Here is a 24,413-nt window from a genome sequence, read left to right on the forward strand (position 1 = left end):
TAAAAAAATGCTATGTCTCATTCGGAAAATGTTAGATAAGTTATTTTTACAAAAAAAACCCTGAACAAACTTTACGCTGTATCAGGGTTTTCTTAACTAACCAACCAAAAAAATTATCATGAATTTTCTAGACTATAAAAGACAAATAGTATGCCAAAGTAAATGATCAATTAACTTTAGCACCACCCTTTGGGTTAAAGTATGTACAAATTGCGCTTTGGTAATTATGGTGAGTTTAATTTGTCTTTTAAATACTGCCCTGTGTAACTTTCTTTGATGTTACTTAATTGTTCGGGTGTCCCACTACCCATGAGATAACCTCCGTTTTCACCTCCTTTAGGCCCTAAATCAATGATGTGATCCGCACATTTTATAAGATCCAAATTGTGTTCAATAACAATAATGGAATGTCCGTTATCCAATAAAGCATTGAATGATTTAAGAAGTTTTTTAATATCGTGGAAATGAAGTCCTGTGGTAGGTTCATCAAATATAAATAAGGTTTTTGTGGTCGTGCTTCCTTTTATGAGGAAGGAAGCGAGTTTAATACGCTGTGCCTCACCTCCAGAGAGGGTAGAGGAGGACTGCCCCATTGTAACGTACCCGAGCCCTACATCCTGTAGTGATTGTAATTTTGAAATGATCTTTTTTTGCTTGTGATTTGAGAAGAATTCAATAGCTTGGTCAATGGTCATATTGAGAATATCATCAATATTCTTATCCTGGAATTTTACCTCCAATACTTCCTTTTTAAATCGTTTTCCAGCACATGTCTCACATTCCAGATGAACATCTGCCATAAACTGCATCTCGATGGTGACTTCTCCTTCTCCTTTACAAGTTTCGCAACGTCCTGCATCTATATTAAAAGAGAAATGTTTGGGCTGATAGCCTCTGATTTTAGAAAGTTTTTGTTTAGCAAACAAGTTTCTAATATCGTCATAGGCCTTGATGTATGTTACCGGATTAGACCTTGAGGAGCGTCCTATTGGATTCTGATCCACAAAATCAACAGCGCCAAGGTTGGAGAAATCACCACTGATACTTGAGAATTGGCCAGATTTCTCACCATAGCCTCCAGTGGCTTTTAATATGGCTGGATAAACAATCTTTTTCACCAAGGTTGTCTTTCCACTCCCAGAGAGTCCAGTAACTACTGTTAGCGCATTGAGAGGAAATTCCACGTCAATGTTTTTTAGATTATGCTCACGCGCACCTTTAATAATGATGGAGTTCTTTGAGGTTCTTCTCTTTTCAGGAATTGCTATTTGATCCTTTCCATTTAGGTAGTTGGCCGTTAGGGTATCCAATCTTATAAGCTCCTCATACGAACCAGTCCCGACAACTTCTCCACCATGTGTTCCTGCTTCTGGTCCTATATCAATGATCTGATCTGCAGCTTTCATGATATCTTCATCATGTTCGACCACAATTACTGTATTGCCGAGATCTCTTAATTGTTTTAAAACACCAATAAGGTTTTCTGTGTCTTTTGGATGTAATCCGATGCTAGGTTCATCCAGTATATACATTGAGCCTACCAAGCTACTTCCAAGGGAAGTGGCCAGATTTATACGTTGTGATTCTCCTCCTGACAAACTATTAGACTTGCGATTTAGACTCAGGTAGTTTAGGCCAACATTGTTTAAGAATTCTAATCTTGTATTAATTTCTTTAAGCAAACGACTGGCAATTTCCTCCTGGTGAACATCAAGTTTAAGAGCGTTAAAGTGTTCTTGCAATTTAGTGATAGGAATATTTACAAGGTCGGATATGGTTTTATCCCCAACCCGAACATAATTGGCTTCTTTACGAAGTCTTAGTCCTCTACACTCCGTACACCTGGTTTTTCCTCTATAGCGAGATAGCATTACTCGATTTTGAATCTTGTAGCTTTTATCTTCCAATTCTTTGAAAAAAGCAGTGAGTCCAGTAAAGTATTTATTTCCTTCCCAGACCAATGATTTTTGTTCCTCGGAAAGTTCAAACCAAGGTTTATGTATCGGGAAGTCAAATTTATAGGCGTTGTTAACCAATTGATCCCTATACCAACTCATGCTTTCACCTCTCCATGGAAATATGGCATTTTCAAATATTGATAAGGAAGTATTAGGTACAATGAGATCTTCATCTAATCCGATCATATCGCCGTACCCTTCACAACTAGGACAAGCACCATAAGGGTTGTTAAAGCTAAACAAATGCGTATTGGGTTCTAAGAATTCAATACCGTCCATTTCAAACTTAGTACTGAATACTACTTGCTCAGAGGTCCTGAGATCTTCAATAGTACAGATTCCTTTTCCTTCAAAAAAAGCCGTATCTACCGCATCTGCCAGACGGTTATAAAAGTCTTCATCATCTTTAACAATAATACGATCCACTACTAAGGAGAAGTTGTGATCGATTTCCTTGTCTATATCACTGATGCGATGTACTTTCCCTTGATACTTTATTCTCGCATATCCTTGTAAAGATAGAATTTCTAAGGTTTTCAAAACACTTCTTTCTTTGGGAATGTGTACTGGTGCAAGTAAGAGTAGTTTACTCCCTATCTCAAATGTTTTTACATAATCCAAGACATCAGATACTTGATGTTTTTTTACTTCTTTTCCGGAGATAGGAGAGTAGGTTTTACCTATTCGAGCATACAACAACTTTAAGTAATCATATATCTCAGTACTAGTTCCAACAGTTGATCTGGGATTGGTGGAGTTCACCTTTTGTTCAATTGCAATAGCTGGTGCAATTCCTTTGATGTAGTCTACCTTTGGTTTGTCGAGCCTACCTAGAAACTGTCGAGCGTAGGAAGAAAGACTCTCTACGTAACGCCTTTGACCTTCTGCATATAAGGTATCAAAGGCTAATGAAGACTTGCCACTACCAGATAAGCCCGTTATCACTACGAGCTTATTTCTTGGAATGACGACATTGATATCCTTCAAATTGTGGAGTTTTGCTCCTTTTATAATGATGCTATCCTTGGGATTAACTTTAGAAATATCTATCATAAGAAAACATAAATTACAAAGATAACAATCTAATTTGAGCTAGATTGCGCGTGGCAATTATTAAATGTAAGTTAATTTTTGAATTTAAATCTTGCATATTCTTCAATAATTATAGTATATTTGACATGAATAATTAAATCAAAAGCCTATAGTATACAATTACTTGAATAATTAATCTAATGAACCAACGATCGTTCCCATGAAATGGAATGATAGTTACATGATTGTAAAAGTAATTGTATGGAACAAACACTTCAAGATTCGGTATTAGTTGCCGACTATATAAAAGGCGACGAAAAAGCTTTAGAATTATTAATTAACCGGCATTCCCATCGTATCTACAGTTTTATCTTTTCAAAAGTATACGATAAAGATGTTACCGAAGATATTTTTCAAGATACATTTATTAAAGTCATTAACACCCTTAAACGAGGTAACTACAACGAGGAAGGAAAGTTTTTACCTTGGGTAATGCGCATTGCTCACAACCTGGTCATTGACCACTTCCGTAAAAATGCAAGGATGCCTAAATTTGAAGGAAGCGATGATTTTAATATATTTTCTGTTTTAGGAGATCAGGCATTAAATGTTGAAAAACAAATCATTAAGGATCAAGTAGAAGCTGATGTGAAAAATTTAATTAACGGACTTCCTGAGGACCAGAGAGAGGTGTTAATTATGAGGATGTATAAGGATATGAGCTTTAAAGAAATAGCCAAGCAGACCGACGTTAGTATTAACACAGCATTGGGAAGAATGCGTTATGCGATTATTAATTTGCGAAAAATGGTAGAAAAAAACCAAATCATTTTAACAAATTAATACAATATTCTATTATTGTTTGCGTTATTGATTCAAATCAAACAAACAATAGAATATGGAAAAAATTTACACGAATGAAAAATTACATGCAGAATCGTTAAAACCCAAGAAATCTACTATTGAATTCTTACTTAGTTATTCTAAGGCTTTAAGTGTTATTAAATACAAAAAGTTGGAGTTTGATACGCTTGTTAATTAAACTTTTCTAAAAAGACCCATTGGAATTAAATCTTATGGGTCTTTTTTGTTAGATAAGCTTTTAAAAGTGATTTTCTACCCACAGTTCGGGTAATAACATCTTTCTCTAAATCCCAACCCCTAGCGGGTGAATATTCTCTCGCATAGTAGATTATTTGTAAGTGCAGCTTATTCCATAATTCTTTTGGAAACAATCTTTTGGCGTCCTTTTCAGTCTGAATTACATTCTTACCATTGGATAATCCCCATCGGTACATTAATCTATGGATATGGGTATCCACAGGGAAGGCTGGAATACCGAACGCCTGAGACATTACCACACTTGCGGTCTTATGCCCCACCGCAGGAAGGGATTCTAGTGCTTGAAAATCCGCAGGAACCTCTCCGTTATACTTGTCAATTAAAATACGAGATAGCTCGTAGATTCCTTTAGACTTCATAGGGGACAGTCCTACGGGTCGTATGATCTCTCGAATCTCTTCAACCGATAGTTTAACCATTTGATAGGGATTCATAGCTCTATCGAATAGTATTGGCGTAATTTGATTGACGCGTTTATCAGTACTTTGAGCCGATAATAGAACGGCAATGAGTAGGGTATAGGGATCGGTATGATCGAGTGGTATTGGAACTGTTGGATAATATTCCTCTAAGGTATTAATGATATAGTCAACCTTTTCTTTCTTGGTCATTATTTAGTAATTTTGAGCAAACGTATTAGCATATAATTTAACAAAAATAAGCATTTATGGAAACATTGGAAGTAGGAAGTACTGTACCAGATTTTAAGGTTTTAGATCAAGATGGAAATACAGTATCAAAAGATGATTTTAAGGGTAAAAAATTCATTGTTTTCTTTTATCCCAAAGCGAGTACTCCTGGGTGTACCGCGGAGGCTTGTAACCTAAGAGATCACTATAAAGAACTTCAACAAAAAGGCTTCAGCATCCTAGGTGTAAGTGCAGATTCACAAAAAAGACAGACGAATTTTAGAAATAAATACGAATTTCCTTTTCCACTAATTGCAGATCAAGACAAAACGTTGATCAATGCCTTTGGGGTATGGGGTCCCAAGAAATTTATGGGAAAAAGCTATGACGGAATTCATAGAATGACCTTTATAGTGGATGAGCAAGGGGTTGTTTCCCATGTGATCCAAAAAGTAAAGACCAAAGATCATGCAGCGCAAATATTAGAATTAGTAGCGTAGTTACATAGAATCAATTAATCGCTCCAGTAGTTCTTTCTTATGCAGAATTAATGGAGCGATTCTTTACAATATCTCTTTATATAAGGGCAGGCAATTTAAATGAGCTAATTAGAGGTCGTTACCACTTTTAGAATTCAAAGCATTCTGAGGTTTATAATCAAATAAGCCTTGCTCTTTTATTAGTTCAGCAATTCCCTTTGGAAGAAGTTCCTCCCAGCCCTCTTCTCCAGTGGCAATTTTTTGCAATACATCTCGAGAGAAAATATGGAGCACGTCTTCATCGTAATCAAATATATCGACCACTTTTCCATTGTATTTGAAGAACTTATAAAGGCCTTTCATCCTAGGATGTACCTTGAGAGTATTACTGGTATTGGTAAGACCCGTGTCAGGATCGATCATAGGATAACAGTATACTTTAAGATCTTTGTAGAATAGTTTTCCAAAAGCCTCTAATATACCACCACTTAGGTGTCGGTAGTACTTCTCATCAAAAATATCAACCAAATTATTTACCCCCATCGTAAGTGCCATACGTTCTTTGGTGTACTCGGAGAAATACTCTACTAGTTTATAATACTCCTGGAAATTAGATATCATAACCGTTTGACCTAGGGAACATAGTAATCGCGCCCTATCCATGAAGTCTTCTTCATCAATTTCTCCTTCTGCGCGCAGGTTAGAAAGTGTAATCTCAAAAACCACTACAGTTCTATCCTCTTCAACTTTTTGCTCCCGAATAAAAATCTCATAAGACTTTTTGTACATATCCATATTCACCAAGGTCACTGGTCTGAAGCTACCTCTAAGGGCGAGTATGTTCTTTTTATATAGCATTGAAGCCGGAAGGATGTTATTGCCATCAGGGCCAAACATAACGGCGTCCGTCATTCCGTTTTTCACTAATTGCAAGCTCATTAATCGATTATCGACATCTTTGAACCGAGGTCCAGAGAAGTTGATAGTGTCTATCTCTATGGTGTCTCTATCAATATGATCATAGAGGTATTTGAGCAATTTTTTAGGTTTGTGGTATTTGTAGAACGCACCGTAAATTAAATTGACACCGACAATACCTAAGGTTTCTTGTTGCAAACGCGTTTCGTTCTGTTTAAAACGAATATGGAGTTGAATCTCATTGTACGCCTCGTTGGCTTCTAATTGAAACCTTATTCCTAACCATCCATGACCTTTAAACTTTTTTGCAAAATCGATGGTAGCCACTGTATTGGCATATGCAAAGAAGACCTTGTTTGGGTTGTCATCCTTAGGAATGCGTTCCTCCATCAGGTTCATCTCATGCGATAGCATTTTTTTTAGTCTTGTCTCGGTGACATATCGCCCGTCATCCTCTGTGCCATATATGGCATCACTAAAATTCTTATCATAAGCACTCATTGCCTTGGCAATAGTCCCCGAGGCACCCCCGGCTCTGAAGAAATGTCTTACGGTTTCCTGTCCTGCACCTATTTCGGCAAATGTGCCATAAATATCCTTGTTTAGATTAATCCGTAAAGCTTTGGCTTTTAGTGAAGGAATATTTTCAAATTCCTTGTCGCCTTTTAAAACTACTGTCATTTAAGCTAAAAAATTTGAGACAAAGTTAAAAAGATTCAAGGAGCAATTGGAATATAAATGATAAATTTGGGAAATATTTTTAAAGTTTTATGCCAAATTTATGGATAAGAATTCTCTGTCAAAAGATTTTCCATTTAATTTGGATTATAAACCTTTTAAAAGTTATTTAATGAACACCCCATGAAGATTACATTTTTAGGGACAGGAACCTCTCAAGGCATCCCCATCATTGGGAGTGACGATCCCGTATCCAACAGTACAGATATAAAAGATAAGAGGCTTCGCGTTTCCGTTATGATACAGTGGGAGCAGTTCTGTTATGTTATAGATTGTGGTCCTGACTTTAGACAACAGATGCTTGCCAATGACGTTAAGCGTATTGATGGTATTCTCTTTACTCATGAACATGCAGATCACATTATGGGAATGGATGATATACGGCCTTTTTTTTTCAGGCAAGGGGATATTCCGATTTACGCTCATAAACGTGTAATAAAATCTTTAAAAACAAAATTTGATTATATCTTTGCAACAAAAGATCGATATCCTGGTGCACCAGCAGTTCGGGTAAATAAGATAGAGAACAATGTTCCTTTTACCTTGGGTAATATAGAGGTTGTTCCGATTAATGCTTTTCACAATCGGTTGCAAGTCTTTGGGTTTCGATTCCATAATTTTGCCTACCTGACAGATGTAAAGACCATTGAAGATCAGGAGATTGAAAAGCTAAAAGGAGTCGATGTATTGGTGGTCAATGCCCTGAGAAAGCAAAAGCACCACTCGCATTTTAACGTTGTTGAGGCGTTGGATTTTATAAATAAGGTCAAACCTAAACGTGCTTATTTAACGCATATAAGCCCGTCGATGGGATTTCATGCTAAGGTACAAGAAGAATTGCCTCAGGGTGTATTTTTGGCTTATGATAATTTAAAAATTGAATTGTAGTGTATGCTAATTTGGATAAAAAGCATACCGATATGATAAAATATATAAAGTAAAAAAAAACTATGAGACGAAGTATTTTTTTGTATTTATTTATGTTTTCCCTGCTGTTCATTTTATATCAGTATGTAAGTGCAAAGAATTATTTTGAGAAAGAATCTGCTAAAATGGAACGTCTTGAATCCGAAGTGACACAATTGGAAGATTCAATTCATAGTCTCACATTAGAAAAGTTAAATCTTCAATATTTTTCTTTAGATAACAACGACGACGCGCTTTCCTATTACGATCATTTAGAGCTCAAGAACCCTTCTCGTTATATAGCGGATAAATTATTGGAGACCAACGAGAAACAAGGTAATAATCCTTTAGTCCCTTATGATGGAATGTCTGGATCTCCCATGAAACTTAATAAAATTAAAGTCTTAAACCACAAATGGATAGTGGTAGACTTTTCCGATGGTAAACATTGGGGCGAATTATTAATTGAATATAAATTGAAGGATGATTTAGGGATTGATTTTACGGTTCTTGATCATCTATTGTACACGAGAAATTAATTATTATGATTGTTTGGACTTTATTTATCACGCTTATTGTTATTTTCCTTGCACTGGATTTAGGAATTTTTAATAAAAACCCACATGAGATTTCCAATAAAGAAGCTTCCATGTGGACAGGTATTTGGGTGAGCGTTGCCTTATTATTTTCAATTGGAGTCTATTTTATATTCAAAAATGGATGGGTAGACAACGTAGATAACCTGACACCTACCACAGCAATGTTGAAGTATATTACAGGGTATTTGATTGAACTCTCTTTAAGCATTGATAATATATTTGTCATAGCAGTGATATTTACTTCTTTTAAAATCCCGAAAAAATTCCAGCACCGCGTGTTATTTTGGGGAATTATTGGGGCGATAGTCTTTAGAGCACTGATGATTTTATTTGGGGTTTTCCTTATAAAGAAGTTTGACTGGATAATTTATGTTTTTGGAGCCTTCTTAATTTTTACGGCCCTTAGAATGTTATTCGAGAAAGAAGATCACCATTATGACCCAAAACAATCATTTGTCTATAAGTCAGTTCGTAAGTTGATGCCCATTACAACGGTTATAAATAGTCAACAATTTTTTATAAGAAAACGTGGTCTACTAATTGCAACGCCTTTGTTTTTAGCATTGATATTAATTGAATTCACTGATATTTTATTCGCTCTTGATAGTATCCCTGCGATATTAGCTATTACATCGGATCCTTTCTTAGTATTTAGCTCGAATATCATGGCAATTTTAGGGCTTCGTTCGATGTATTTCTTTTTAGCTAATATGATAGAGCGATTTGGTTATTTAAAATACAGTTTGGTAGCTATTTTAACCTATGTTGGTGTTAAGATGATTCTAGCCCATCATATTGAAATTCCAGAGTGGTTCTCCTTGTCTTTTATTGGTTTGTCGTTAGCGCTTGGAGTACTATTTTCTTTAAGAAGCGAAAAGAAGGACAATATAGAATAATAAGTAGGAACCATCCAATTATAAAATTAAATCGCCCATGGCTAAGAAAGTCAAGGACGATTTATTTTTAAGGCACATCATTTGTCTAATGTTATTTATTTTAATCCCAAACTGCGCGATTAACAAGTAGCGATCTTTTAGATTCGTTGAACCAGCCATCGATGCAGAGAGATGAAATTTTGAGGAGCAACTCCGTGTCCTACAGGAAACTCTTCAAACACACACTCGATGTCTAACGCTTTTAAAAAGGATGGGGTTTTTCTTGCCCATTGTACTGGAATCACCTGATCGACCGACCCATGAGAACAATAGAAAGATAAATTAGAGAAAGAATTGGCCGTATACCCCGGAACTATAATGTCTTCTTCGATATAGCCACTTAGCGCAATTACGTTTTTTACTTTTTTCGGATAGGATAGCGCCAAGGCATAGCTTAGAATAGCTCCTTGACTAAAGCCTAATAGAGTGACATTTTTAGGGTCTAGTTCATAGGCCTCGATAGCCTGATCAATAAAACGAACGATACTGTTTAAGGAGGCTTTAGCTTGCTCTTTATCAGTCCATTTATTGGCATCTGCATCAAAATTAATGGCATACCACGCAAAAGAGGATCTCATCAGCTGATGTGGAGCACGAATGGATATTATACAGAGTTCTGATGGTAGTTCACCTGCGAATGAAAATAAATCATCCTCATTGCTACCATAACCGTGGAGCATGAATAAAACTGGCGTTTGGCCAATGGTTTTCTTTCCTGGTCTAACAAGGTGATATAATGATAAATCTTTAGTCTGCACGATTGAAAATTATTTAATAAATACGAACCATTTTTGAAAATAAGGGCCTATAATCGGCACAGGACTACATTTCTCTTGTAACATGGTTATAAATCCATAAAACCAGAGTACTGAAATAAAGATGTAAAATGCAGTGGAAACCCCCCAAGAATTAAAATATCCTGCGATGGTACCCAATAATAGATAAGTGATGTTAATCCCAAAGGCTTGTCTGATATGAAAACGAGCAAAAGCATTCTGCTTATCCATATTTAAAATAATTGCAACTATTGTACCGATCATGGTGATATAACCAATAATGGCGTTGGTTTTGCCCTGCTTCTCTGTTTTAACTTCCATGTGTTTACTTTAAGATGATTTGAGCGCTAAGCTATTGTTGGCGATAATTCCATATGTTTTTCCCTTTAACTGCTTGCCTGTAAAGGCACAGTTTTTAGATAAGGAAAGGATGTCAGTCTCACTAAACTTATAACTCGCATCAGGATTAAATAGCGATATATTTGCCTTGCTTCCCACTGCTATTTCATCCTCAGGTATAGCGAATCTTTCTTTGCCCGAGGTGAGTACTTTTATTACTGTCTCTAATGGAAACTCCTGTAGTAGGAGTCCAAAGCTCGCCTCCAGACCAATAGTTCCGTAAAGAGCGTGGTCAAATTCAATATTTTTGTTTTCAACATCAATAGGGTTGTGGTCTGTGGTAACAAAATCAATAATTCCGTCTTTTATTCCTTCCACAAGTGCTCTGCGGTCTGCCTCCTGGCGTAGGGGAGGGAGCAATTTGTAATTGGTGTCAAAATCTTCTAACGCACTTTCATTGAGCACTAGGTTGGCAAGTGCGACACTACAGCTTACATCAAGACCTTTTTCTTTTGCTTGTTTAATTAACTCAACACTTATTTTGGTTGAAATCGTAGGAATGTGAAGTTTACCTCCAGTATATTCCAAAATAAATAGATCTCGGGCAATTTGAAGCTGTTCTGCAAGCGCTGGAATCCCTTTTAGGCCAAGCTTAGTGCTGGTAACACCTTCATTTACAACTCCTTTTCCAATAATTTTGTTTTCCATAGGAAATGAAAGGACCAGACCATTAAAATTTTGTGTGTATTGAAGTGCAATTTTAAGTAAATTGGGGTTTTCTATAGGTCTTTGATAGTCTCCAAATGCTATAGCCCCGGCTTTATTCATATCGAAAAGTTCTGCCAGATCAACGCCTTTACTTGAAGCAGTTAATGCAGCTATAGGATATAGACTTGTAGCCATTGCTTGGCTTTTAGATTTTATAAATCCGATATCGGCATTAGTATCTGCTACAGGGTGAGTGTTGGGGTTAACTGCAACGGCAGTATATCCGCTCAAGGCGGCTGTACGAAGCCCGTTTTCAATTGTTTCTCTATCTTCAAATCCAGGTTCTCCAAAACTGACACTAGAATCAAACCAACCTGGAGAAACATGAAGATTCTCTAATGAAATTTCTCTAACCTCAATCGTTGGTTGGATTTGGTCTTCAATTTTAGATATCCTACCATCTATAATCAGAATGTCTTTGATCTGTTGATTATAACTTTGGTTAGGGGCGATTATCTTAGCAGACTTTATAAGGATATTCATTTGAAATATTTTTGGATAAGAAGTTCTAAACATAAAAAGAATAGTGCAAAAATAGCAAACCATTTCCAAAGCTCATTGATATTGTTTTCACTTTTTAATTGCTTAAAAATTTGGGATGCACTTTTAATTGCATCTGGGTGAAAATCGGCCTTGGATAAATATTCTTGCTGACTTTCATTGCGTTGATAATTAAAACTTAAGGAAAGTACTTTTTCCTGCTGTTTCTTTACCTGATAAGTCCCTTCCTTTGATGGGTATTCTCCCGTTGTAATGGAAATATAGTTTTGATTATTGACCTGTAGAGGAATAAAAGACTCGTGCGTGTTCTCTAAGGTGAGCACCTGATCTTGATCAAGCTGTGTGTTTATGGCTATAGTGTGAGGTTCCCCTAATTGATAATATAATGTGGCAATAGGGAGACTTTGCTGGGCCATATTAAAAAACACCGGAACAATCAAAGGTGAATTTTGAAAATTACCTGAAAGGGTGCTTAAAGGTGCCGTAAAAGCATAATTTCCATTAACCTCCACTAAAAAGTCGTTGCCGTCCTGATAGCTTAGTACGCTTTGATAATTCCCATCAATTTCAAAGCTATTTGATACTTTAGGATACTCGAAGTTCGCCACCTGAGATTCAAAAACATTTTCAAATAAGGGATGTTGGTACTTAATAGTTGTGATGTGCCTTTGGTTACTATTAGCTTTGGTGAATTTAAGATCTGCTAGAAATGGAAAAAGAGGTTGAGAGGAAATTATATAATCGTTCTTATCGGGAATTACACAAATTTTTACGCCATCCCTGCACGCTTGTTCTAAAGCGGCTATTAATGAATTTGGCAAGGAAGGAAGTTGGTTTAGAATAATTAAATTTTGCTGTGATAACCCATTGTAATTAAGATTGTTATACGGCATGCTTTTATAATTGAAAGCATCTGGAGTATAGATTCGTTGTAGGAATTGATCATCGGACCCATTGATACTAAGAACATTTATCTTTACTGAGGCATTTATGGAAAAATAGAGATTGTTGTCATAACTCATCCCTTTGTCATTTACTGAAATATGACCGTTTGTAAACTCCTTATCAACATTGAATGTTACCGTAGCACGATTGTTTTTAAATTCAGCAGAGGTCTTGGCATACATTTCATTGTTATGATACAAAGTCACAGGGGTAGCAGTGCTATCATCATTGTTTGACAATAAGACAGTAATTTGGTGATGCTCAGGAGTTTTTAGGGAAATATATGCGCTGTCGATCACTGTATTTACGGTGGATATTCCTTGAAGGGGTATAAAGTAAGTATTGATTTCTAAGGGAGGATTTTCTGGCAATTGCCGCTGTTGAAAATCGGAGAAAATGAGTAAGTTCTTCACTTTCACCTCTTGGGTAAAAAGGCGGTTTGAACTACGAAATATGGCCTCAAGTGACAACTGCTCATTACTGTAGGACGTTTTGATTAAATTATTCTTGATCTTCTCAATGGTAGTGTTTTTGAATGTGTCTGTATTGGTTAACAGGCTGAAGGTTTGCGTTTTTGGAAATTGCTCTAGAACCTCATTTATAGCTTCTTGTAGTAAGGTTCCTTTAGTACCCTGAAGCTGCATACTAAAAGAGTTGTCAATATAAATAACTGTTTCAACCTTGTGATTTTTGAGGTCTAGTTTTGACAAATATGGTTCCGCAAAAGCAATTACAAGGCAGAGAGTACTGAGAATTCGCATTAAAAGAATAAGCCATTTTTTAATTTGAGACTGTTTGTTGGTCTGACGACGGACCTCCCATAGAACTTGTACATTGGTAAAGGCTTCCTTTTGGTACTTTCGCAACTTAAAAAGATGAATAACAATGGGAATGAGTACAAGAAAGAGTGCCCAAAGAATTTCTGGATGTTTAAATTGCATTCCTAGTTTTTATTTGTCAAATCAAATATACAATTTAAGTTACATCACCCAACTAAGTAAACCACAATGTTTGTTTCATTAGAAATAATTTGAATACTATATGTAATGTCCTAAGGAGATTTGATTGGTCGGGTAATTTTATAACATATTATGCATTGCAAATAATTGAATTTTTAGTTTCAATAAATGAAAAACTATTGAAATTGTTTTGGCATCAAAATCCCTCAAATACACCTAGCCCAAAGAGGGCAAAATCGTATTTTACAGGATCTTTAGGATCTAGTTTTCGTAAAGAACGGTCAAGTTCTAATAAGGCTTTGGCATCATTTTGTTTGCGATGAAGCAGTCCAAGTTTTCTGGCTACTCTACCCGAATGTACATCTAAGGGGCAGGATAACACCGCTGGCAAAATGGAGGGCCAGATTCCAAAATCCACGCCGGAATTATCATCTCTAACCATCCATCTGAGAAACATATTAATTCTCTTGGCAGCTGATCCTTTTTCAGGGTTGGGAACATGCTTTTGTGTACGTGCTAAATGTTCGTTTTCAAAGAAGGTATCTTTCAATCGAGCAATGGCAGGTTGGGTAGATTCATTAGTGCTGTGTTTACTAAAGAACTGCTCCAATCCATGATGATTTACATAAATGTGTTGTAGGCTTTTAATAAATTGAATAAAATCGTATCCGTTAAATGTTCTATGAACAAAGGGAAGGAGTCTTTTTAGCTGCTGTTCTTTGTGATGAAGGACAAAGTCATAAGGACTCTCACCCATGAGCTCCATCATTTTAGTGGCGTTTGTGATGATACTTTTACGGTTTCCCCAAGCGATAGAAGCCGTTAGAAAACCTGCAATTTCAATATCTTCCTTAAGTTGAAATCTATGCGGGATTTGGATAGGGTCGCTCTCCACAAATCGAGGATGATTGTAATATGCTACTTTTTCATCTAAGAATTCTTTGAGTTCCTTATGAGTCAAAACCTTGAATTTATATTAAAATATGCTTTAAGTGATCTTTGGTGGGTTTAATGAAAATTACCATCTATCATGGTGAGCTTACGATCCGCCATAGCTGCTAATTCTTCATTGTGAGTAACAATTACGAAAGTCTGACCGAAGGTGTCTCTTAATTCAAAAAACAGCTTATGCAACCGTTCTGCACTCTCGGAATCCAAATTTCCACTGGGCTCATCTGCAAATACAACCGAGGGGTTATTCATCAATGCCCTTGCAACGGCTACCCTTTGTTGCTCTCCTCCAGAGAGTTCATTGGGTTTGTGATCACTACGATTAGAAAGTCCTAGAAAGGTGAGTAATTCCATAGCCTTTTTTTTGGCCTGCTCAACAGGTGTATTTTTAATAAAGGCTGGAATACAAACATTTTCTAAGGCAGTAAACTCGGGTAATAATTGATGAAACTGAAAAATAAATCCGATGTGCTGGTTTCTAAATTTTGCCAATTCTTTATCGGATAAGGTGGCCACCTCGGTGTCATTTATAATAAGGGATAAATCTGCTGTTTTGTCAGCTTTATCTAAGGTTCCGAGAATTTGCAATAGCGTGGTTTTTCCAGCACCTGAGGCGCCTACAATAGAGATGATTTCTCCTTTATTAATTTGGACATCTACTCCTTTTAAGACCTCTAAATCCCCGTAGGTTTTATGGATATTCTTTGCCTGTATCATCAATTCACATAATTATGTTGCTAAGGTAACTTGTTTCTAAAGAATATCAAATTAAAGAAACTTAGAGATTTTTCACTATATTTAGCATTTAAGAATCCTTTCATTTATTGGATTTGATTCCAATTAAGGAATTAGCTATATAAACCACTATTTTATGGGCTACAAAACCTTTAATGAGTATGCTATTCAGACCACAGATGCTCTAAAGAACAATTATACTAAAATAATTAATGAACTCGGAGAGGATACCCAACGGGAAGGACTTGTAAAAACTCCAGAACGCGCTGCTAAAGCAATGCAATTTCTCACTCAAGGGTACAATCAAGACGCTACACAGATCATTAAAAGTGCCATGTTTAAAGAAGACTACAATGAGATGGTCATTGTAAAGGATATTGAACTCTACTCCTTATGTGAGCATCATTTGCTACCATTTTTTGGTAAAGCACACATTGCCTATATTCCTAATGGCTACATTGTAGGTCTTAGTAAATTACCAAGAATAGTCGATGTGTTTTCGCGTCGGCTCCAGGTTCAGGAAAGATTGACCCATGACATTTTAGAATGTATAAATGACACGCTCAACCCTCAAGGGGTTGCTGTGGTTATAGAGGCTTCACATATGTGTATGATGATGCGAGGTGTTCAAAAACAAAATTCTACCACTACTACATCAGGGTTTAGAGGACAATTTGAGAAAATTGAAACACGGAATGAATTTTTAAAATTGATAAGTTCTGATTTATCCTAAAGATGGCACCTTTTTTGTTTAATGCTAACCAAAGCAACAAAGATGGAAAACACTAATAAATATACCAAACTTTTTCTTAGCTTATTGTTTGATGCTGTAGGCATGTTATCTTTTGTGATCCCAGGGATAGGGGAGTTTTCAGATGTGATTTGGGCGCCGATTTCTGGTTGGCTTATGACCCAACTTTATAAAGGCAAGATTGGTCGTACCGCGGGGGTAATTACCTTTGTAGAAGAGTTAATGCCTGGAATAGACATAATTCCTACCTTTACAATAACTTGGTTCTATACCTACGTGCTTAACAAGGAGCGGCTAGAACAAGCAGTCCATAATTAAATGGAAAAAACCCTGACAAATGAAACATTTATACAGGGTTTTTAACCTATAGGTTAGGGAGAGGTACTATAATGTTAGGGTTAATCCCAGATTAATATTCCTTCCAATATTGTATATCCCATCCGTTTTCAAACGTGACAAATGTGAAATATACTCGGCATTAAAAATGTTGTTGGCGGTTATTCTAAAGTAAATAGGTAGGTTTAAGATCTCGGCAGAGGCACCTACGCCTGCATTGAGCAAAGTATATGCTTCGGTAGGGTCTTCAAAAGTACCAATTTTATTTTGATTAAAGGTGCTTTCTAATGTTAAAAATGCATAAGAATCAGTTATTTTTTTTCCCTTAAACTCAACTCTTAATGTGTTGGAGAGTGTATTGGCAGGGATTAAAGGGATATGTTGACCGCTGTCGGATAATTTTCCAATAACCATTTCATAGGTGCTCTCAAAATGCATCCATTCTATAGCGTGGGGGTGTAGGTGTATCCCTACTTCACCACCGTATAATTCACTATCATTTTGGGTATACTGATACACCGGACTCTCACTGATAAAGTCCCCTGTAGGCTGCAAATATATATAGTTGTTAATGGTGTTGTAAAAGCCATTAGCATATACCTCTAAATGTCTATTGTTGTATTCCAAAGAAAGATCAAACTGAATATTTTGTTCATTTTCCAGGTCAGCTTGACCAATTTCGTATCGATTTGCGCCACTGTGTCCTCCATTAGAGGTGAGTTCAGAAAGGTTAGGGGCCCGAAATCCTGAAGCTACATTGATTCGAGAGATAAAATTCTCTAAGAACTCAAAGCGGTAACCAGCCGAGGCGTTAAAACTATTGTAGTTTTTTGTGATGGCAGGAAAATAGGATTCTTCACCTTCTACTGCAGCGCTCTTGGTGTCGATTTTTCGGTTGTCATATCGAACCCCAAATTGTAAGTCACTGTTTTCCATGTGGTAATGTGAGGTGGCCATGATGCCAAAATCTGTAGTAGAGGCGTCGGGAATTAGTAGTTCTTCCCCAAAATTTTCATTGGTTTGATGCATACCTTGCAAACCAAAAATGGTTTCAAGATCACCTATTTTCGGAAAATGATATTGAAGGTTATAACTAAGAGTTTTTAAGCGCATATCAAGAGCAGCTTCTTCTGCACTGTGGTGATGATCCTCTTGATGATGTTCCTCTTCATGGTGATGATGATGTTCTTCAAATTCCAATCGCTTGTTACTCGTGTAGCCCAAAATTATATCCAAACTGCTGGTATCAAAATTAAGCACGCTTTTAAGACTTAAAATATGATTGTCCAATTCTTGATAGGGCAGAATCGGTGTTCTGTGTCTGTTTTTTGTTCCAGCTTCCTCGGGTATGCCGATTTGTGAATGATTGTAATTATATCGTAGCTCTGTTTGGAAATTATCGAAATTATAAGCTATTCCCGTTTTTAAATCGTACTCTGAGAACCTTGAATTTGTTGTGTAAAGATCATTTCCAGCTTTGTAATCTGCATGCGAAGTGTGGGCCCCTCTTAAAAGAAATTTAAATAGGTCTGTGGATTTTTTAAAACCAGCATTGGCACTATAACCATCGGTGTTCGTGTAATAATCTAGGTTCACATCAGCTTTATGGGTATTACTTGCCGCGAATTTCTCCGGATTTAAATAAAGGACGCCTCCTAAGGCATCAGAGCCATAAAGCAATGAAGCAGGGCCTTTTATTACTTCTATACTCTGAATTCCAGCATCGTTGATTCCAAGACCATGTTCACCTCCAAATTGTTGGTTTTCTAGACGAATGCCTTGGGTGTAGACCAAAACACGGTTACCACTGAGTCCCCGAATTACGGGCTTTCCGATGCCTACCCCTGTTGAAAGGGTTGATACGCCAGAAATCTTGGAGATTCCATCGGATAGGGTAATAGCGCCTTGGGTTTTTAATTTTTGAACATTGGCCTGGGTAACTTTCATTACGTTTTCCCTTTGAAGCTTATGGAATGGTGTCGAGACAATAACTTCATCCATTTCTATGGCAGAATGAGTTAATTCCACTTTTAGTATCGTATCATTTGGAAAAGAAATCATCTTTGAAAAGGATTTAAATCCAATTGCCGAAATGATGAGTTGATATCTTCCATTTGGAATGCCTGTTAGGTTGAATCGACCATCAACATCGGTATTACTACCTTTTTCGAGTGTAGGTATATATATAGTGGCAAAGGGAATTGGCGTGTGCACCTGTGCTTCGGTTACAATACCTTTGAGATTATTTTGTGCAACAATGGAGGTCGTTGCTAAAAGCAGCGACATGACAATAAGTTTTTTCACTAAGCGAATGTATTAAAATATAAGGATGGTCTAGATGCCAGTATTGCATATAGCACCATGACCTTAATTTAGTTAAACTGAGTTTGATTTAGAGAAGGAAGCTCTCTTTTTTAGGACATTTAAACTAAAGGAGGTGCACGTAATGAAAAATAGCGCTTCTGTTGGTCGCTTAAATAGAGGTACGCACTGAAAATTAGTTCCCTTGTAGGCTCCAGAATTATAAAGGAATAAATTGGTGGGGTGTATAGCATCTGAGGTGCATGATGAAAATCGTACAATTTACAATGAAAATCGTATTGATGAAAGTGAGTTTGTTGATGTTCATCACAGCTAATGTGCTGATGGCCTACAGTAAAGTGAGTAAAATGCAGGATGGAAGGCGTCAGTATGCCAGTAAATAGCACAAAACTTAATAAAACAATAATATGTTTTTGAGGGTTTCTCATCCAATTATTTAATCCTAATTCCCATTCGTCTTAACATCTTCTTTTCAAAATTCCAGAAGAAGTCAAATTGGCCAAAAAGCCAACCTATGATAACAAGCAATATTTGGTATATTGGAAAGATCAAGATCAAACGAAGTACCCAATGGAGTATAGGATGAATTACATCCGAACTGATCCCAATAAGTTCCACAAATGGTCCAGCTAGTCTAGCCGAAGCAGAACCTGTAATGGCAAAAACGACAAAGATAACAACCAATTGAAAATTAGAAGAAATACCCCAGCGCTGTTTTAATTTTTCCATTTCAATATAATCAAAGCACAAATGTACATCAAATCTTAGGTTCCAAAAAATGAAAAAGCTTTAACTTCAAAAATCAACGGATAATTAACCTTGTTGTAAATCAAGAAGCTTTAATTTTTGGATGCTAAAAAATTAAGCTAACCTTCGATCCCTTTTAAGTGTAATTGGAGTCATCATTTCCTGCCTTAACCTTAAACTCTAGGAACTTCGTGATTGTATAAAGTGTTCTTTTTTACGCCATAAATCCTATGCTTTACTAGCCCATAACCTAGATCTCGCTTCAATGTTTCGCTTGTCTTCCACCTGTTTTAACCGAAGCTCTTTTTTCTATGGAGCACTTTAAAAAAGTTAGGGTAAAGCTCATCTTTAGTGCAACGAAGCTTTAGGACTAAGTCTCGTCTCGATGAAACAATCTACCATGTTATTTATAATGTTGCTATTGATCGCTGATTCGTTAAGCCATCCTATGAACGATTGATAGTCTAACGATTTCCTTTTAGAAGGAAAGGAATCCCAGTACTATTGCTTATGGTTGTAGTTCAATATAGATAACTGCCCCTTAGTTTTTAACTCAGATCTCATTTTTGCAATGAACCTTTGGTTGGATAAACCATTGCAGCGTCCATGTAGAAATAATGATATCCTTTTTTTAGTCTTAAAATTAAAAAGATCGCTAAAGAGAAGTGGAGGTTTTTTTATGTCTAATTAAAGTATGGGTTCAACACCGATAAACTGCTCTCTATGGCTGTGCCAATTACAGACCACATTATCAATATAATCCTTCTCATTTTGCATGAGCTCTAGTTGGACCACCCACCCCAAAACACATCTCTTATTTTAAAATAGGGATTAAAGGAATTGTCCACTATGGTATTTCTCGGGTCAAAAACCTTCAATAGCATCATCAAATTCACCACTGCTAATTTTATGGTGTTTCATCCTTTGATATAAGTTGCTGTTATTAATGAGCTTTGCGCAGTACTGATGTGTTTTAGGGTACTTTATAGTAGGGAAATTAGAAAAAATTCCAGATAATTATAACAATTTGCAGGTTAAATCCATCCGATAATTATTTATCAAACAAATCAGAAGTAGTATATTTAATCTTTAAATGCAACCGAATAATGAATAGACGAAACTTTATAAACTCCTCTGTGCTGTCTTCCATTACTTTGGCCTTAGGAACTACCGTTGTTTACGGTGAATTGATTCCAGAGGGGTATACTCCCTTAGCCATTCAGGAGCCAGATCCTTTCAAGCTTTTTAATATTTCTGATCAGATGACCGTTTTAAATGATCGCCCGTGGAATATAGAGTCCAAGGCGCATTTACTCAACGATAAGGTGACCCCAAATAAGTATATGTTCATCCGAAATAACGGTATTATACCACAGGACATATCTCTAGATTCATGGAAATTAACGGTTTATGGAGAATCCGCTCTGAGTTCTAAAGAATATACCTTGGAGGACCTTAGAAATAAATTTAAACAATATACCTATCAATTAACCCTTGAATGTGGAGGAAATGGGCGAAAAGAGTTCAACCCACCTGCTAAAGGCAATCAATGGGGTGTAGGCGCGGTGCATTGCTCCAATTGGACTGGAGTCCGGCTTAAAGATGTATTAGAAGATGTAGGGTTAAGACCCAATGCAGTATATGTGGCCTATTATGCGGCTGATCTACATTTAAGCGGAAACCCTGAAAAAGAACCTATCTCAAGAGGAATTCCTATTTCAAAAGCCTTAGAGGATGAAACTTTAATTGCGTTTCAGCTCAATGGTGAAGATATCCCTGTGGCACATGGATACCCGCTGCGGTTGGTAGTTGGGGGCTGGCCTGCTTCGGTTTCAGGAAAGTGGCTGAACCGAATTCGAGTTCGCGATGTAGTCCATGATGGTGCTAAAATGACGGGGCAATCCTATAGAGTACCAAAGTATCCTGTGGCACCAGGAGAAATCGTGGATGACAAAGATATGGTGATTATAGAATCAATGCCTGTGAAATCCCTCATTACTTCTCCAAAATCAGGGGCCATACTTACTGAAAAGCGCAGCTTGACCATAAGTGGCCATGCCTGGGCAGGAGATTTAAAGGTCGATAAAGTGGAGTATTCTATTAATTTTGGTAGCAGCTGGAAGCCTTGTACTTTAAGTGATCCTATAAATAGATTGGCATGGCAGCATTTTGAAGCAACGGTACAGTTCCCTGAAAATGGTTATTATGAAATATGGGCAAGAGCCACAGATGTTAACGGAAAGAGTCAACCCATGGTAATACCTGGATGGAATCCGAAAGGGTATTTGAACAATGCCTGCCATCGAATTGCCATAAAAGTAGAAGTTTAATGGACCTAAATCAGTTTAACCAGCAGCTCAGGCTTTTTCGCAATGGCCTTTGTCTTTTTATGATTGCCCTTATGACCATAGGTGGCTTTATAATGCTATATACCTTTTACCCAGAGAGTTCCTTGTTTTTAATGTCAGCGCCAATTGAAAAACAGATGGAATCCTCAGATTCCCTTGCTAGACCTCCTGTAAAAAGCATAGAGATCCAAGACGGAGTCCATTTGGAAACAGGTTTTGTGAAAGATGAAGGCATGCGTGTAGTTATTAATAATTGCACCAATTGTCACTCAGCAAAACTAGTTACCCAAAATAGAATGAGTAGAGAAGCCTGGCAAGCGACCATTAAATGGATGCAAGAGACACAGAATCTTTGGGATCTCGGTGAGAATGAGCCTATTATTTTAGATTATTTAGCAAAAAACTACGCCCCAGAATCTAAAGGGAGAAGACAAAATTTAACGATTGACAAGTGGTATGTGCTCGAGCAATAGAAGTGCTTATATTAAAATCAATATGAACAAAAATTACTGATACCTAACGATGCTAAAAAAGAATGTTCTCTGTAGTATGTTTCTAATTTGGAGCTGCTTGATAGAAATAGCCAATGCACAACAAATTCATCAGATCGATATTATTAAATCCGATGTTGATCTGGATCTCATTCCTTCACAAAAAAAAGTACATGGACAAGTTACTTATGATTTCAATATCCTACGATCAACAGATTCTTTAGTCATTGATGCTAGGGATCTTGAAATATTGGAAGTAAAACTTGATGATCATCCTGCTGATTTCCATTATCAAGATAAGTTAAAATTAAAAATTTACAATTCCTTTTACAAAAGTGGCAAACACAGCGTGGAGATACATTATCAGGCTAATCCCAAGAAGGCCATGTATTTTATAGAGGACTCAGTTGATGTGGTAAAGCAGATATGGACCCAAGGACAAGGGAAGTATACTTCCTATTGGTTGCCGAGTTTTGATGATATGAATGAAAAGATCATTTTTGATCTTACTATAAAAGCTCCAGAGGAATTTGTCGTCCTTTCCAATGGGAAATTAATACAAAAACACAAAATATCAGATCAAACGCTTTGGGAGTATAGTATGAAAAAACCCATGAGTAGTTATCTATTAGCCATTACAATGGGGCATTTTGATTATGTCCAATCCCATAGCAAGTCAGGAGTGAAGATTAAAAACTTTTTCGATCCTACGGATTTGGACAAAGTTGAACCAACCTTTCGCTATACGACTCAAATAATGGATTTCTACGAAAAAGAGATTGGGATAAAGTATCCCTGGCAGGAGTACAAACAAGTCGGTGTACAGGATTTTTTATATGCTGGCATGGAAAATACCACCTTAACTATCTTTTCAGATTCCTTTATGGTGGATACAATTGCACAAAAGGATCACTCGTACTTTAATGTAAACGCCCATGAATTGGCACATCATTGGTTCGGAAATATGATTACGGAGACCGAGGCCACGCATCATTGGCTTCAAGAAGGTTTTGCTACCTATTATGCACTTTTGGCGGCCAAAGAAATATTTGGGGATGACCACTATTATTTAGAGTTATACAAATCCGCCATGGATTTAAAAGCGCAAACCCCAGAGTCGTTACTTATTCCAACAGCAAGTAGCTTAACCTTTTACCAACGAGGGGCCTGGGTTCTAGTAGCCTTAAGAGAAACCATTGGAGAGCGAAGTTTTAAAAAGGCCATCAAAACCTATTTAAAAAAACACGCTTTTAAAAACGTAGATACGCATGATTTCTTTAATGTAGTGATGGCTAAAAGTCAATTGGACTTGGAAAACTTTATTGATAAATGGCTTGTTCAAAAAGAATTCCCTATACAGCAAGCTCAGGAAATTTTAAGACAAAATGAATTAACCGCTCAATTGTTAGATCTTCAGCAGCTCAATGATGTTTCTTTTGCGCAATTTGTGATGGAGAATCCAGGGATCTATAATGAAGCAAGAAAAACGGCTGTGGTAGACTATATGATTCAAAGAGCAGAGGAACTACCACAAGAATTACGGTTGAAGGTGTATAAAGGGGCTTTGCAATCAATTATACCAGAAAATAAACAAAGTGCTGCGGTGCATATTACCCAAATCCCTGAGATCTTAAAAGCTGATTTTGAGGCGTTATTATCCGCCCCTAGTTATAAAACCAAAGAGTATGCTCTTTTAAAACTTTCCACAAATTTCCCTGAATCATTGCCCAAGTATCTAGATCAGACCAAAGGGATTGATGGATTTAAAAATAAAAATGTCAAAACCCTGTGGCTAACCCTGGCCCTTATTACCCCAGAGTATCAAAAAGATAAAAAGCACATATATTATGATGCCTTAATAACATATACTAATACATATCAGCCTTACGAACTTCGCTGGAATGCTTTTCGTTATCTTGGACAACTAGGAGGTTTTAATGAACCGGCTATTAAAAATTTGATACAAGCCTGTTTACATCCCGTTTGGCAGTTTTCTAAATATTCGAGAGGATTATTGGATAGTCTGTTGACAGTGCCTGCTTATCGTGGGATTATAACAGGAATTAAAAAAGATTTAAATAAACAAGAGCGAAGGTTTTTAAATGACCGATTAGATCAGTAGATTTAA

Annotated in this window: 21 protein-coding genes; 10 read left to right on the top strand and 11 right to left on the bottom strand. The window is 36.7% G+C overall.

From position 1 onward, the window contains the following. Positions 1–224: 224 nt before the first annotated feature. Positions 225–3,011 (bottom strand): excinuclease ABC subunit UvrA, encoded by a 2,787-nt coding sequence (uvrA, locus tag VKY50_RS07725; protein ID WP_324300539.1) that lies wholly within the window; start codon positions 3,009–3,011, stop codon positions 225–227. Between the two features lie 240 nt (positions 3,012–3,251). Between uvrA and VKY50_RS07730 the strand changes: the two genes are divergently transcribed. Beyond that, complete coding sequence (locus tag VKY50_RS07730) at positions 3,252–3,833, top strand: RNA polymerase sigma factor (protein WP_324300541.1); 582 nt, start codon at positions 3,252–3,254, stop codon at positions 3,831–3,833. 224 nt (positions 3,834–4,057) lie between these two features. On the opposite strand, the gene VKY50_RS07735 is transcribed toward VKY50_RS07730, so the two are convergent. Next, positions 4,058–4,723 (bottom strand): endonuclease III domain-containing protein, encoded by a 666-nt coding sequence (locus tag VKY50_RS07735; protein WP_324300543.1) that lies wholly within the window; start codon positions 4,721–4,723, stop codon positions 4,058–4,060. Positions 4,724–4,779: 56 nt separating this feature from the next. Here VKY50_RS07735 and bcp point away from each other — a divergent pair, with 56 nt between their 5' ends. Next, the gene (gene bcp, locus VKY50_RS07740; protein WP_324300545.1) at positions 4,780–5,241 is read left to right on the top strand and encodes a thioredoxin-dependent thiol peroxidase; all 462 of its coding nucleotides are present in this window, start codon (positions 4,780–4,782) and stop codon (positions 5,239–5,241) included. Positions 5,242–5,349: 108 nt separating this feature from the next. Here bcp and VKY50_RS07745 read toward each other — a convergent pair whose 3' ends face one another. Next, positions 5,350–6,819 (bottom strand): TonB-dependent receptor, encoded by a 1,470-nt coding sequence (locus VKY50_RS07745; RefSeq protein ID WP_324300547.1) that lies wholly within the window; start codon positions 6,817–6,819, stop codon positions 5,350–5,352. 180 nt (positions 6,820–6,999) lie between these two features. Here VKY50_RS07745 and VKY50_RS07750 point away from each other — a divergent pair, with 180 nt between their 5' ends. The 3 genes from VKY50_RS07750 (at position 7,000) to VKY50_RS07760 (ending at position 9,277) form a co-directional block, all read left to right on the top strand. Continuing rightward, the gene (locus tag VKY50_RS07750) at positions 7,000–7,764 is read left to right on the top strand and encodes an MBL fold metallo-hydrolase (RefSeq protein WP_324300549.1); all 765 of its coding nucleotides are present in this window, start codon (positions 7,000–7,002) and stop codon (positions 7,762–7,764) included. A gap of 62 nt (positions 7,765–7,826) precedes the next feature. Then, positions 7,827–8,321 (top strand): hydrolase, encoded by a 495-nt coding sequence (locus tag VKY50_RS07755; RefSeq protein WP_324300551.1) that lies wholly within the window; start codon positions 7,827–7,829, stop codon positions 8,319–8,321. A 5-nt stretch (positions 8,322–8,326) separates the two neighbouring features. Beyond that, positions 8,327–9,277 carry a TerC family protein gene (locus tag VKY50_RS07760; RefSeq protein ID WP_324300553.1) on the top strand — a complete coding sequence of 317 codons (951 nt, stop codon included), beginning with the start codon at positions 8,327–8,329 and terminating at the stop codon, positions 9,275–9,277. A 137-nt stretch (positions 9,278–9,414) separates the two neighbouring features. Here the strand turns inward: VKY50_RS07760 and VKY50_RS07765 are convergent, their stop codons facing one another. The 6 genes from VKY50_RS07765 to VKY50_RS07790 form a co-directional block, all read right to left on the bottom strand. Further along, positions 9,415–10,074: an alpha/beta hydrolase gene (locus VKY50_RS07765; RefSeq protein WP_324300555.1), complete on the bottom strand. Its 660-nt coding sequence runs from the start codon at positions 10,072–10,074 to the stop codon at positions 9,415–9,417. A 9-nt stretch (positions 10,075–10,083) separates the two neighbouring features. Next, positions 10,084–10,413: a hypothetical protein gene (locus VKY50_RS07770; protein WP_324300557.1), complete on the bottom strand. Its 330-nt coding sequence runs from the start codon at positions 10,411–10,413 to the stop codon at positions 10,084–10,086. Positions 10,414–10,422: 9 nt separating this feature from the next. Beyond that, positions 10,423–11,682: a dihydroorotase gene (locus VKY50_RS07775; RefSeq protein WP_324300559.1), complete on the bottom strand. Its 1,260-nt coding sequence runs from the start codon at positions 11,680–11,682 to the stop codon at positions 10,423–10,425. Next, positions 11,679–13,586 (bottom strand): BatA domain-containing protein, encoded by a 1,908-nt coding sequence (locus VKY50_RS07780; protein ID WP_324300561.1) that lies wholly within the window; start codon positions 13,584–13,586, stop codon positions 11,679–11,681. The genes VKY50_RS07775 and VKY50_RS07780 overlap by 4 nt, the downstream gene beginning before the upstream one ends. Before the next feature lie 214 nt (positions 13,587–13,800). Beyond that, positions 13,801–14,565 (bottom strand): TIGR02757 family protein, encoded by a 765-nt coding sequence (locus VKY50_RS07785; protein WP_324300563.1) that lies wholly within the window; start codon positions 14,563–14,565, stop codon positions 13,801–13,803. 47 nt (positions 14,566–14,612) lie between these two features. Then, entirely contained in the window at positions 14,613–15,272 is a 660-nt protein-coding gene (locus VKY50_RS07790; RefSeq protein ID WP_324300565.1) for an ABC transporter ATP-binding protein, read from the bottom strand. Between the two features lie 154 nt (positions 15,273–15,426). Between VKY50_RS07790 and folE the strand changes: the two genes are divergently transcribed. Together folE and VKY50_RS07800 are read left to right on the top strand one after the other, a co-directional pair. After that, positions 15,427–16,023 (top strand): GTP cyclohydrolase I FolE, encoded by a 597-nt coding sequence (gene folE, locus VKY50_RS07795; protein WP_324300567.1) that lies wholly within the window; start codon positions 15,427–15,429, stop codon positions 16,021–16,023. Between the two features lie 42 nt (positions 16,024–16,065). Beyond that, positions 16,066–16,359 (top strand): hypothetical protein, encoded by a 294-nt coding sequence (locus tag VKY50_RS07800; protein WP_324300569.1) that lies wholly within the window; start codon positions 16,066–16,068, stop codon positions 16,357–16,359. A gap of 66 nt (positions 16,360–16,425) precedes the next feature. Here the strand turns inward: VKY50_RS07800 and VKY50_RS07805 are convergent, their stop codons facing one another. Together VKY50_RS07805 and VKY50_RS07810 are read right to left on the bottom strand one after the other, a co-directional pair. Beyond that, the gene (locus tag VKY50_RS07805) at positions 16,426–18,663 is read right to left on the bottom strand and encodes a TonB-dependent receptor (RefSeq protein ID WP_324300571.1); all 2,238 of its coding nucleotides are present in this window, start codon (positions 18,661–18,663) and stop codon (positions 16,426–16,428) included. Between the two features lie 468 nt (positions 18,664–19,131). Beyond that, positions 19,132–19,428 carry a DUF6787 family protein gene (locus VKY50_RS07810; protein WP_324300573.1) on the bottom strand — a complete coding sequence of 99 codons (297 nt, stop codon included), beginning with the start codon at positions 19,426–19,428 and terminating at the stop codon, positions 19,132–19,134. A 1,124-nt stretch (positions 19,429–20,552) separates the two neighbouring features. Between VKY50_RS07810 and VKY50_RS07815 the strand changes: the two genes are divergently transcribed. Genes VKY50_RS07815 through VKY50_RS07825 form a run of 3 tightly spaced genes read left to right on the top strand, consistent with a single transcriptional unit; the run spans position 20,553 to position 24,407 of the window. Next, complete coding sequence (locus VKY50_RS07815) at positions 20,553–21,776, top strand: sulfite oxidase (RefSeq protein WP_324300575.1); 1,224 nt, start codon at positions 20,553–20,555, stop codon at positions 21,774–21,776. After that, positions 21,776–22,267: a monoheme cytochrome C gene (locus VKY50_RS07820; protein ID WP_324300578.1), complete on the top strand. Its 492-nt coding sequence runs from the start codon at positions 21,776–21,778 to the stop codon at positions 22,265–22,267. The genes VKY50_RS07815 and VKY50_RS07820 overlap by 1 nt, the downstream gene beginning before the upstream one ends. A gap of 49 nt (positions 22,268–22,316) precedes the next feature. Next, positions 22,317–24,407 (top strand): M1 family metallopeptidase, encoded by a 2,091-nt coding sequence (locus tag VKY50_RS07825; RefSeq protein WP_324300579.1) that lies wholly within the window; start codon positions 22,317–22,319, stop codon positions 24,405–24,407. Positions 24,408–24,413 lie beyond the last annotated feature (6 nt).

The sequence above is a fragment of the Galbibacter sp. genome, assembly GCF_035306585.1.
In the GTDB taxonomy this organism is placed as follows: Bacteria; Bacteroidota; Bacteroidia; order Flavobacteriales; family Flavobacteriaceae; genus Galbibacter.